This window comes from Halosimplex amylolyticum (assembly GCF_051414035.1).
Classification (GTDB): Archaea; Halobacteriota; Halobacteria; order Halobacteriales; family Haloarculaceae; genus Halosimplex; species Halosimplex amylolyticum.
The window spans coordinates 306,232-317,851 of the sequence record NZ_JBLKNW010000003.1 but is presented as its reverse complement, the minus strand read 5'-3'; the positions used below and the strand labels follow the sequence as shown (position 1 = coordinate 317,851).

Sequence of the window (11,620 nt, the reverse complement as noted above, 5' to 3'; positions counted from 1 at the left end):
AGACACCGAACTCGCGCGGAGCGCGAGTTCGGCCTTCCTCGTGAGCGGAGCGAACGAGGGCTCGGGAGAGCTTGCTCTCCCGGTGTTTTCACCCATGTTTTTGGCTCGGGGGTCGCCTGCGGCGACCCCCGAGCGAAAAAGATGGTAACTAGATGGTTCAGAAGAGCTGGGGGCCGAACAGCATGAGGAACAGCCCGGCGAGCATCAGGAGGCTGATCGACGCGGTGACGGCGGTGGTGGCGCGGCGGCCGTCCTCGACGGGGAGACGGGCGACGACGGACTCGGCGGAGGCTCTGAGGATGTGGCCCCCGTCGAGCGGGAAGGTGGGGACGCAGTTGAACACGCCGAGGTTCAGGTTGACCCAGGCAGTCCAGAAGAGGACGTTGGCGATCACGAAGACGCCGCCGCCGAGCGCCGAGAGCGGGCCGGTGGCGGTGTAGAAGTTGGCCACGTCGGGGACGAACCCGGCGAAGTTGTAGCCGATACCCGGCGCGATGGTGCTGAGGAACGGGACCAGGAGGACGACGAACATCTGCTGGAGGAACTGCCCGCTGAAGAGGCCGCCCCACGCCCCGCTGTAGCCGCCGAGGTACGCGAGGAACTGCGCGGCGGGGTAGACGTCGATCCCGGCGTCGACGACGCCGATGCCGCTGTACCCCTGCTGGGTCCGGAGGCCGAGCGCGTCGCCCCTGCCGGCGCCGGAGCCGACGGTGACGGCGTAGGTGTCGCGCTCGCCGCCCACGGAGGCGCGGACGTCGACGGTCGAGCCCGGTTCGAGGCCGCCGACGATGTCGCTGTAGACGGACGCGTTGGGCGTCCGCTCGCCCGCGACGTGGGTGACGATCACGTCGGTGCCGTCCGTCGGGACGGAGGCGTTGGCAAGCGGGCCGTTATCGACGGCGAGGCCGTAGGCGCCGAGGGGGAAGGTGGCTGTGCCGCGGCTGGTCCGCAGCTCGACCGCCTCGCGACCCTCCATCGCGCGGGCGAACTCGCGCTCGGTGTAGACCTCGGTGCCGTTTATCGCCTCGACGACGGTCGCGTTCCGCGAGCTGGGTTCGATGCCGTCGGTGACCGAGGGGACCGACCGCATCAGGACGAGCTTCCGTTCGAGCGTCGTCGTCTCGCCGCTCTTCAGCGTGAGCTCGACGGAGCGGTCCTCGATCTGGCCGAGCGTCGCCTCGAACTCGGAGACGTTGGCGACGGGCTGGCCCTCGACTTCGGTGACGACGTCGCCGTAACCGAGGCCGGCCTCCTCGGCGGCCGAGCCGGAGGCGACGTTCCCGATGGGGACGCCCGCGGCAACCGAAATCGCGCCGGAGACGGGGCCGAACAGGAGCAGGAAGCCGACGAAGGCGACGAGGAAGTTGTTCGTCACGCCGGCGGCGAACATCCGGGTCTGGCTGCCGCGACTCGCCCTGAGTCGGCTCTCCTCGTCGGGTTCGACGAACGCGCCGACGGGGATGAACGCGAAGAAGGCCAGTCCCATCGAGTCGATGTCGATGTCCTCGACGCGACAGAGGAGGCCGTGGCCGCCCTCGTGGACGACGAGTCCGATGAGCAGGCCGAGGACGATCTCTGGCGCGGCGGCGAGCGGGAGGAAATCGTTGACCCCGGGGATGACCAGCACGTTCTGCGGGTTCTGGACGGGCTGGGCATCGGGCTGTCGCATGGCCTGCCAGCCGGCGTTGAAGACGGCGGCGAACATGCCGACCATCGTGACCAGCGCCATCCCGACGCCGAAGTTGCCCCAGGCGCGCCACAGTCGCTTCGGGGCGGCGAGCTTCGTGAGTAATTCGCGACCGCGGCCGGTGTGCAACGTCGTGATCGGGCCGGAGACGCGGACGGACTCGGGGAGATACCCCCTGGCCTGCAACGCCATCGCCCCCGCCGTGTACACGACGATCCCGGCGAGTACCCATACCAGCGGGTTTACCATTACCCGGAGTGATGGGCCTGCCCGTCAAGAGGGTTTGGTTACCATCTTTTTCCCGGAGGGGTATCCTCGCGGCCGCAGGCCGCTGCGGGTACCCCTCCGGCAAAAACATGGGTGAAAAAGGCGCGGCCTCACTTCGTTCGGCCGCGTGAACCGCGCTCACTGCGTTCGCGCGGATGATCAGTCCAGACGAAAAACTCATTATCGAAAGAGTTGCGCGGTCCCTGGCGATTAATAAAGCCGGAAGCAGACGGTCTCGAATATGACAAACCATCAACTGTCTGATGAAGAGGAGACGGAGATGCTGGAACAGATACTCTCGACAGCAACAGCAGAGACGTTCCGAAACTTCGTCTGCGAGGAGATCTCTCTTCAAGCGGATGAGTCGGTACTTTCAGTCGGGTGTGGACCGGGATTTGAGGCAGCGGTCCTTGCCCAACAGGTCGGAGAGGGAGGAAGTGTGACCGGGATTGATGTGAACGAAGATGTGCTGGCTGCAGCACGTAACCGGTGTAGCAACTTATCACAGGTATCGTTCCAACACGGAGACGTTACTGAACTCCCGGTAACAGATGAAAGCTATGACCTTGTCATCGCCAAACAGGTACTTCAGTTCGTTGATGACGTTGACTCAGCGTTGGAGGAACTCTTTCGCGTCCTCAAACCGGGCGGACGGATAGCGGTTGTCGAGAGTGCCAGAGAATCTGAGGTGATGCACTCTTCAGATCCGGAGCAAATGCGACGCGCCAACGAAGTGTATCGGACTGTAAGGGGGGATCGAAACTTTGGAACTCAGCTTCTCTCGTTGCTTCCTGACGCCGGGTTTACTGTTGAGGACGTTGTCTCCCGTGCGACAGTGCAACGAGAGATCAACGAACAAGTCGAGCGGGGAATCGAAGTACAACGTGGGTTTCTGGAATCCAGCGATGCCTTCGATGATTCTGAAATCGAGGCGTGGGAACAGGACCTCAGAGATCTTGATGAGGCTAACCAGTTCCTCTTCTGTGGGATAACCCTGCTCTACATCAGCCGAAAGCCCGAGTGAGATGGGGTCATTCTGTATTTCGAATCATTCCCTTCATCCGCTGTAGAGCGTTTTATTCGCCCACCCACTGAACACCGCCAGGCCTCGGAAAACTGACGACCGGGCTACCGCTCGCGACGTAACCGCTCGACGACGAACTCGCGGTCGAGGTCGCCGAGGAAGTGGCCGAGCTGCGGCCCTTCCTCGACGCCGAAGAACAGCTGGTAGCCGACGGCGAAGAAGTCGCCGACCTCCAGGTCGTGGCGCCGCGCGGTCTCGTAGATCTCGCCCTGGATGGCCTCGCCGTCGTGGCCTTCGGCGACGAAGTCGGCCAGGTCGTCGAGCGCGGCGGCGGTCTCGTCGTCGACGGACACGTCTGGAATCTCCGCGCGGGCGACTGTGTAGTTGTACTCGTTGTCGGTGCGGTCGGCCCACTCGCTGGCGAGTTCGACGCGGCCGAAGGCGTCCTCGACGGCCCAGGCGGGGTCGTCGTCTGCCACGTGACCCTCCTTCCGGGCCGTCTCGGCGCGTGCGTCCTCGTCGTCGAACATCCCCAGCACTGCGGCGAACGTGTAGGGGAGGCGCACCCGGTTCGCGAACTCGCCGTCGACGAACTCGCGGCGGCGCCGTCGGTCTTCGGGGTCGTTGTGGTCGAAGCTGACGGCGTGCGAGTCCTCGCCGTCGGCGACCGCGTCGAACAGGCCGCTGGCGGACAGCGCCTCCGGGGGCACGTCGCCGAGCGAGTGGACGAACGGATAGACGCGGTCGGCGCGGCGGGTCTCCTTCTCGGTGCCCGACTCCTCGTCGAAGTAGAGGCGCTCGACGCGGTCGAACTCGTCGACGAGCTGGTCGAGGCGCTCGATGCTGAAGTCGCGGGCCTTGTTCGGGTCCTTCGCGAAGAAGTACCGGAGGACCTCGGGTTCGAGCATCTCCAGCACGTCGTGGACGAGGACGATGTTGCCCTCCGAGGAGGAGAACGGTTCGCCGTCCAGGGTGAACCACTCGTAGACCATCGGTTCGGGCGGGTCGATGCCGAGGACGTTCTCCGCGATGTCGACGCCGGAGGGCCACGACCCCTCGGCGTGGTCCTTGCCGAACGGTTCGAAGTCCACCCCCAAGACCTGCCACTGGGCGGGCCACTCGAAGCGCCACGGGAGTTTGCCCTCGCGGAAGGTGGCGGTGCCCTCGTGGCCGCAGCCCTCGATGGTGCGGTTGCCGGCCTCGATGTCCGTACAGCGGTACTGGACTTCGCGCTCGTCGACGTCCACGTCCGTGACCGTCTCCGTCACCTTCCCGCAGTTCGAACAGAAGGGGTTGAACGGGACGTAGTCCTCGTCGACCTTGTCCTGGTACTCCGAGAGGACCTCGCGGGCCTGCTCGCGGTTTCGCAGGACGTGTTCGACAACGTCGTCCATCCGGCCGGACTCGTAGAGGTCTGTGGTCGAGACGACGTCGATGGGGGCGTCCAGCAGTTCGGCGGACTCGGCGATGAGCGTCGAGAAGTGCTCGCCGTAGGAGTCACAGCAGCCGAAGGGATCGGGGATGTCCGTGTACGCGTGCCCGAGGTTCTTGCCGAGGGCGCTCGCGTTCACGTCGCCGAGATCGACGATCTTGCCGTCCAGATCGGCGAGTTTCCGGGGCAGCTTCCGGAGGGGGTCGCGGTCGTCGGTGGTGAACACCTGCCGGACCTCCCAGCCGCGCTCGCGCAGGACCTCGGCGACGAAGTACCCGCGCATGATCTCGTTGACGTTGCCGAGGTGGGGGACGCCCGAAGGAGAGATCCCTCCCTTGATCACGATCGGTTCCTCGGGGTCGCGCGCCTCGACGGCGTCGGCGACTTCGTCGGCCCAGAAGGCGTAGTGGGCATCGCCGTCGGTCTCGTCGGAGCGGGTGTCGTCAGCAGACTCGGTCCCGCCAGGGGCGTCGATCTGATCGGCGTTCGCGGTCTGGTCGGCGCTCGCGGTCGAACCGGTGTCGTCGGGTTCGCTCTCGCTCATGCTGTCACCGTGGCGACGTCGGTCATCGGTCGGTCCATTCGGCGGGCAGTTCGCCGACGCCCTCGGGGACGACGTCGGTGCCGTCGTGCTCGCCCGTGCGGATCGCCCGCTCGACGCGCTCGGGGTCGTCGCCGTCGAGGACGATGGTCCGGATGCCCGACCGCTGGACGATCTTCGCGGCGAGCAGGTCGACGGGGGCGTTGCTCCCGGCGTCCATCTCCAGGTCGGCGATGAGGTCGACGAGGTCGTCGGCGCTGATCTCCGAGAACTTCGTCGCGTCGCCGTTCTCGCTGGGGTCGGCGTCGTAGACGCCGTCGACGCTCGTGGCGTAGACGAGCAGGTCGGCGTTGACGTACTCGGCGAAGGCAGCACTGACCGCGTCGGTGGTCTGGCCGGCGACGGTCCCGCCCATGACGGGGATGTCGCCGCGGCGGATGGCCTCGCGGCCGGTCTCGTAGTCCTCCGGTGGCGTGGGCGCGGCTCGCTCGTCGAGGGCGGCGATGAGGAGGCGGCCGTTCAGCCGCGTCACGGCGATGCCGATCTGGTCGAGTTCGATCTCGTTAGCCCCCAGATCGCGGGCGGTGGTGATGTACTCCCGCGCGGTCGGGCCGCCACCGACGACCGTCCCGAGCGTGTACCCGTCCGCGTCCAGCGATTCGAGCGCGTCGGCGTAGGCCCGGACCCGCTCCGGACTCACCGACGGGACGAGGACGCTCCCGCCGATAGAAACGACTGCTTTCATTGCCACGGCGTAACCGCGATGCCGTCTTAAGGGTTGTCAAGCCGCGACGGCCCGATCCGGTATAGACGGTCGCGCGTGACCCCCCTTCTAGTGCGTACCGCGATCGACGATGCACTCGCAAGACCGCGCCCTCGGGCCCGCGGTCCTGCTGCCGGCAACTATTGCCTCAACGCCCGGCTGAATCCCGGCTCGAACGGTTATTTTCACCCCGGTCATGCACTGCCTTCGCAAAAACGTCTGGCGGCTTTAGCGACGATTATAAAATGTCTAACGCCCTCAGAAAACGTTCTGAAAAACCCGATACTGGCGAGTTTTCCCCGGAAAGTCTGTGAAACGACACGAAGCAAACCGAAGCTTCCCGCCTTTATATGGATATACGGGTTCCAGAACAGAGCGAGGTGTCAACATGAGCTCGATACTACAGCCCTCCACCGAAGACGAGCCGTCGAAAGAAGAGCGACTCAAGGCCTATCTGGCGCAGAAGGCCGAAGACGGCGAGATGTACTTCAAGAGCAAGTTCATCGCGGACGAAGTCGGTCTGTCGCCCAAGGAGATCGGCGCGCTGATGGTGAAGATCCGCGACTCCGCGTCCGAGCTCGAGGTCGAGAAGTGGTCGTACACGAGCGCGACCACGTGGCGCGTCGAACGCGCGTAGTAAGACGATCGTATCCACGGCTTGCCAACGGAGACCACGACAGATCCACCACACGAACCCACATCCGCAACCAGACTGACCCCACCAAGACTCACTGACCCTACCACGACTCACTGACTTCACACCGACGCCACGATCACACGTTCCCTGACACACGGCGCGGTGGCTCCCCGCCACGGCGACCCGGTTCCCCACTTCTCCGGCGGTCTGTCGCCGCCGGGACTCGCCTCAGTCACAGGGCGAGTGCCGATCCCGTTTTCGCCCGTCTCTTCCCGGGATTTATACCCGGGTGTGCCCAACCTCGAACCGATGGACGAGCGTCGCGCACCGGCGGCCGGGCCGCCGGTCGATGCCGTGCAGTCGGTCTTCCAGGTGGCCGACGTTCGCGTCGGTGACGACGACACGATCTACTACCTGGGCACGCCGCTGGCGTCCGCCAAGGCGCTGGAGCGCGAGCTCTGGGAGCTGTTCCGCGAGAACGGCTACGACCTGTCGCTGACGACGCGCGCCCAGTCGGAGGCGCCCTTCGACGAGACGCCGGTCGTCGAGGACCGGTTCGGGCCGTCGCGACCGCAGTACGTCCTCGTCGCGGAGCCCCGTTCGCCTCACATCGACGGGATCCCCTGGACGAACGTCGTCTTCTTCGTGCTGACGGTGCTCTCGACGCTTCTGGTCGGGACGCAGTGGTACTACGTCGAGATCGACGGCCCGCTCTCGTTGCTGGAGGCGTGGCCGTTCACCGCGGCCATCCTCGGGGTGCTCGCGGTCCACGAGTTCGGCCACTACGTCATGATCCGCTACCACGACGTCGACGCGAGTCTCCCCTACTTCATCCCGTTCCCGTCGCTCATCGGAACGATGGGCGCGGTCATCCGGATGCGGGGGCGGATCCCCGACCGCAAGGCGCTGTTCGACATCGGCGTCTCGGGCCCGCTCGCGGGGCTCGTCGCGACTGTCGTCGTGACGGTCATCGGCCTCTACCTCGATCCGATAACCGTCCCCGAGCGCGTGCTCGAGGGGTCGTCGACCTCGCTGCGGTTCAACGACCCGCTGTTGCTGGTCTTCCTCGCCGAGTTGACCGGCCAACCGCTCTCGTACTCGGACCCCCGGCTGGCCGCCAACCCCGTCATCTTCGGCGGGTGGGTCGGCATGTTCGTCACGTTCCTGAATCTGCTCCCCGTGGGCCAGTTCGACGGTGGACACATCGTCCGCGCCATCCTCGGCCCCCGCCAGGAGACGGTCGCCGCGGCGGTCCCGGCCGCACTCTTCGGCCTCGCCGGCTACCTCTACTTCGCGCAGGAAGCCACGAACGCGGTCGTCCTCTGGGCGTTCTGGGGGTTGATCGCCGGCGGCCTGGCCTACGCCGGCCCGGCGACGCCGATCCGCGACGAACCGATCGGCCGTCGTCGCCAGGCCGTCGGCGTCCTGACGCTCGTGCTCGGTCTCCTGTGTTTCACGCCCGTCCCGTTCGAAATTCTGGCGGCGTGAGGTTTTCTAACGGATGAATATGGCACTTTCCGAGCCGACCGGATTGGAAAATCAATCGATTCACTGATGGTGCTGCTGGAACCACTGTGCGACCTCTCGCTGGAACCGTTCGAACCAGTGAAGATCGGTATGCAATACGTCGTAGACGACGTCGTGATCCACGTCGCCGTATCGATGAGCGAGGACGTTCCGAAACCCGACTGCCTCTTCCAGTCTCTCCTGTGTTTCGGCTGAAATGACGTCCGCGTTTCCGATCGCCTCGATTTCTTGCTTCGCCGTCCCGCTCGGTTCGAGACCTTCCCCCGCTCGGACGTGTTGTGCGAGGTCGATACACGTCTGAATCAGGTTCATCAACGTCCGCTCGACCGCCCGCTGGATCACGACGTCCTCCACGTACTCCGCTTTTGACATCCCCCGCATCTCTTCCTGATCGCGGGTGTATTCGTTGACGTGGCGGAGTTTGTCCGCAACGATCGCTTCGTCGACCATCTACACGTCGCCTCGCGCGAGACGGTCGATGAACGACCGCCGTTCCCGCTCTCGCTCGCTCTCGCTCGCCTCGTACTCCCGCTCGACCCGTTCGTAGGACGATTCGACGGCTTGCGGATCGCCGGCGAGGAGAACACCGTCTCGAAGCGCAGCGTACGCGACCGAAGTCGGAAGCGCTTCGATGTCGCTGACGTCGACGAAGCCCGTCGCGTACTCCTGAACCGCGGCGTCGATCCTGTTCCGCCGTCGGAAGCGTTCGTGGTCGTCCTGGTCGTCGGGGAACCGAAGCGCGATATCGACGTCCGACGACTTCGTTGCCGTCCCCCGGGCGTGAGAGCCGAACAGAACAGCAAAGACGACGTCTGTCCGGGCGAGATACTCCCGAAGCTCCTCGATATCTACGCTCTCGACAGTCGGTTCGCCCGGCGTCTCCATACCCGATAGTTGGACCCCATAGGTAATAATATTGTAGCGCTCGCGACTGCCCTCGCGTGGACTACCAGCCGTCACCTGCGCTGTTCCAAGCGGTAGAGTACCGGACGCATCGCCATCTCGCCGAATCCGGAAAACAGCTGTTCAGTGCGTGTATCCGCGGTCCGGGAACCCCTCGCCGTCAAGTGTGACGCGATTCGCCGGGGCGTCGCCGTCTCTCGACCGACTTCGGTCCGCGGCGCCGAGCGCCTCGCGCTCGACGACGGTGCCGATCCGCGTCAGGTCGACGGGGGCGTCCGCGTGGACGGTCGCGAGTTCGTCCTCGGGGACGGTACAGACGAGTTCGAAGTCCTCGCCGAAGAACGCGCCGAGTTCCAGGCGGTCGTCGGTGCCGTCGGCGACTGCGTCGACGGACTCGTCGATCGGGAGGGGCGACTCGACGGCCATTCCGCAGTCGCTCGCCTCGGCGAGCTGGTGGAGCGAGCGGGCGAGGCCGTCGCTGGAGTCCATCATCGCCGTCGCGTGGCCCGCGAGCGCCCGTCCGGCGTCGATCCGGGGGGCGAAGCGGAAGAGCTCGTTCGCCCGTTCGATTTCGCCGCGTTCGAACAGGCGGAGGGCGGCCGCGCTCCGTCCCAGCCGTCCGGTCACGCAGACCGCATCGCCGGGCTGGGCGCCCGAGCGCAGGACGGGGTCGTCGGTCCGGCCCAGCGCGGTGGTGGCGACGGTGAACTCGACGTGGTCGTCGAGGTCGCCGCCGACGTACTCGGCGTCGACGGACTCACAGACGTCGGTGGCGCCGTCGACGAAATCGACGAGTTCGCGCTCGTCGAACGCCGGCGCGGCGTAGACGGCGACGGCGGCGGTGGCCGCGGCGCCCATCGCGGCGACGTCGGAGAGGGAGGCCCCGACCGCGCGCCAGCCGGCGGTGTAACGGGTCGTCCCGTCGGGGAAGTCCGTCCGGTCGTGGAGCATGTCGGTGGTGACGACCTGCCCGTCGACGACGGCGGCGTCGTCACCCGCCGTCGGCAAGCGGTCGGCGAGCAGTCCCAGCGCGGTCCGTTCGTCCATACGCGGCGTTCGCGCGCTCCGTCAAAACCCCCTGTGGTTCGGCCGCCCGGCTCCGGACGGGTCCCCAGCGCGCGCTGGTCCGGTGCGTCCGGAGCGCCAGTTCGCCACCACTCCGGTGGGTTCAAACCGCCCAGGCCCCTCGTCGGGGACATGAACGGGGACAGGTGGGCGACGATCGTCGGGTTCGCCGGTGCGGTGGTCGTCCTCGCAGTCCTCGTGTGGATAGTCGGGATCGAGGACATCCTGACGCAACTTCGCGGGATCGACGCCCGGTACCTGTTCGTCATCCTCGGCGTCGCCGTCTGCTGGCTGGTCTGCTGGGGCCTCGCCCTCCGAACGGTTCTCGGGGCGCTCGACGCCCCCATCTCCGTCGCGATGGGCGCGCTCGTGTTCGCCGGCGCGGTGTTCTCGAACAACGTCACCCCGTTCGGGCAGGCCGGCGGCGAACCCGTCAGCGGCTACCTCATCTCGCGGGCGACCGACCGCGAGTACGAGACGGGCCTCGCGGCCATCGCCTCCGTCGACGCCATCCACTTCGTCCCTTCAATCGCCTATGCCATCGTCGGCCTGACGTTCGTGATTGCGGGCGCGGCGCAGTTCGGCCGCAACCTCGTCTTCGCGACGACCGCGCTGGTCGTCCTCGCGGTGGGGATGCCGGCTGCCGCGTACTTCGGCTGGCAGTACCGCTACGAACTGGAGGCGGCCGTCGTACGCGCCGTCACTCCGATCGTTCGCTTTCTCGGCCGTATCGTTCCGCGGAAGTCGCCGCCGACGGCGGCGGCCATCGAAGGCCGCATCGAGGGATTCTTCGACGCCATCGACCGCGTCGCCGGGAGCCGAAACACGCTGATCGAAGCTATCGGGTTCTCGGCGCTGGGCTGGCTCGCGCTGTGCGCCTCGCTGTGGCTTTCGCTGTTCGCGCTCGGTCATCCTGTCGAGTTCTCTGCGGTCCTGCTCGTCGTCCCCATGGGCGCGGTCGCCGGGATGACGCCGCTGCCGGGCGGGCTCGGCGGCGTCGACGCGGTCCTGATCGCCCTGCTCGTCTCGACGACCGGCGTCGCCGCCGGCGTCGCGGGCGCCGCCGTGCTCGTCCATCGCGGCGCGACGTACGTCTTCCCCACCGTTGTCGGCGGCGGCGTCGCCTTCGCGCTCGGTGTGGGGGACTAATTTCGAACTCCAGCGGATCCGAGCGTGCCTGTCCCGTCCGCTCGCCGCTCCCTGTGTCGCCCTGACGTGGGCGGCCGACGAACGATGCCCTTAAATGAGCCGCTCCGGAAGAACGTGGCAATGACGACACTCTACGACGTGCCCGCGGAAGCCCTGAACGAGGCGGTCGCGGAACGTCTCGTCGAGGAAGACGTAGTGGAAGCGCCCGACTGGTTCACCTTCGCCAAGACCGGCGTCGGCCGCGAACTCCCGCCCGAGCAGGAGGACTTCTGGCAGCTGCGCGCCGCCAGCCTCCTCCGGAAGGTCGCCATCGACGGCCCCGTCGGCGTCGGTGCGCTCCGCACCGCCTACGGCGACTCCAAGCAGGGCTCGAACCGCTACCAGGTCCGTCCGAACCAGACGACCGACGGGAGCGGCAAGGTCGTCCGCACCGCGCTCCAGCAGCTCGAAGACGCCGGCTACGTCCAGGTCGCCGAGGGCGAGGGCCGCCGCATCACCGCCGACGGCCAGGCGCTGCTCGACGAGGTCGCCGGCGAGGTCCTCGAAGGCCTCGACCGCCCGGACCTCGAACGCTACGCGTAACCCGGTTCTCGACGCTTCTCGATCTTCTCCGACCGGTAGCCGT

At 66.6% G+C, this 11,620-nt stretch carries 11 protein-coding genes; 5 read left to right on the top strand and 6 right to left on the bottom strand.

Annotated elements, in window-relative coordinates; translation table 11 throughout:
* Nucleotides 1–157: 157 nt before the first annotated feature.
* Entirely contained in the window at nt 158–1,936 is a 1,779-nt protein-coding gene (locus tag ACMGFE_RS16630; RefSeq protein WP_436926350.1) for a site-2 protease family protein, read from the bottom strand.
* Nucleotides 1,937–2,195: 259 nt separating this feature from the next.
* On the opposite strand from ACMGFE_RS16630, the gene ACMGFE_RS16625 reads away from it, so the two are divergent.
* Entirely contained in the window at nt 2,196–2,978 is a 783-nt protein-coding gene (locus ACMGFE_RS16625) for a methyltransferase domain-containing protein (protein WP_436926349.1), read from the top strand.
* 104 nt (nt 2,979–3,082) lie between these two features.
* Here ACMGFE_RS16625 and lysS read toward each other — a convergent pair whose 3' ends face one another.
* Entirely contained in the window at nt 3,083–4,954 is a 1,872-nt protein-coding gene (lysS, locus tag ACMGFE_RS16620) for a lysine--tRNA ligase (protein ID WP_436926348.1), read from the bottom strand.
* A gap of 22 nt (nt 4,955–4,976) precedes the next feature.
* Complete coding sequence (gene pyrH / locus ACMGFE_RS16615; protein ID WP_436926347.1) at nt 4,977–5,696, bottom strand: UMP kinase; 720 nt, start codon at nt 5,694–5,696, stop codon at nt 4,977–4,979.
* Nucleotides 5,697–6,102: 406 nt separating this feature from the next.
* Between pyrH and ACMGFE_RS16610 the strand changes: the two genes are divergently transcribed.
* Together ACMGFE_RS16610 and ACMGFE_RS16605 are read left to right on the top strand one after the other, a co-directional pair.
* Nucleotides 6,103–6,351 carry a DUF7123 family protein gene (locus tag ACMGFE_RS16610; RefSeq protein ID WP_436926346.1) on the top strand — a complete coding sequence of 83 codons (249 nt, stop codon included), beginning with the start codon at nt 6,103–6,105 and terminating at the stop codon, nt 6,349–6,351.
* Nucleotides 6,352–6,660: 309 nt separating this feature from the next.
* Nucleotides 6,661–7,839, top strand: coding sequence for a site-2 protease family protein (locus ACMGFE_RS16605; protein ID WP_436926345.1), 1,179 nt, complete (start codon nt 6,661–6,663; stop codon nt 7,837–7,839).
* A 60-nt stretch (nt 7,840–7,899) separates the two neighbouring features.
* On the opposite strand, the gene hepT is transcribed toward ACMGFE_RS16605, so the two are convergent.
* The 3 genes from hepT to thiL all read right to left on the bottom strand — a co-directional run bounded on the left by hepT (nt 7,900) and on the right by thiL (nt 9,828).
* Entirely contained in the window at nt 7,900–8,328 is a 429-nt protein-coding gene (gene hepT, locus ACMGFE_RS16600; RefSeq protein WP_436926344.1) for a type VII toxin-antitoxin system HepT family RNase toxin, read from the bottom strand.
* Nucleotides 8,329–8,763 carry a type VII toxin-antitoxin system MntA family adenylyltransferase antitoxin gene (gene mntA / locus ACMGFE_RS16595; protein WP_436926343.1) on the bottom strand — a complete coding sequence of 145 codons (435 nt, stop codon included), beginning with the start codon at nt 8,761–8,763 and terminating at the stop codon, nt 8,329–8,331. It abuts the gene before it with no gap.
* A 141-nt stretch (nt 8,764–8,904) separates the two neighbouring features.
* Nucleotides 8,905–9,828, bottom strand: coding sequence for a thiamine-phosphate kinase (gene thiL / locus ACMGFE_RS16590; protein ID WP_436926342.1), 924 nt, complete (start codon nt 9,826–9,828; stop codon nt 8,905–8,907).
* Between the two features lie 150 nt (nt 9,829–9,978).
* On the opposite strand from thiL, the gene ACMGFE_RS16585 reads away from it, so the two are divergent.
* Both ACMGFE_RS16585 and ACMGFE_RS16580 read left to right on the top strand, forming a co-directional pair.
* Nucleotides 9,979–10,995, top strand: coding sequence for a lysylphosphatidylglycerol synthase transmembrane domain-containing protein (locus tag ACMGFE_RS16585; RefSeq protein ID WP_436926341.1), 1,017 nt, complete (start codon nt 9,979–9,981; stop codon nt 10,993–10,995).
* A 120-nt stretch (nt 10,996–11,115) separates the two neighbouring features.
* Entirely contained in the window at nt 11,116–11,577 is a 462-nt protein-coding gene (locus ACMGFE_RS16580) for a 30S ribosomal protein S19e (RefSeq protein WP_436926340.1), read from the top strand.
* Nucleotides 11,578–11,620 lie beyond the last annotated feature (43 nt).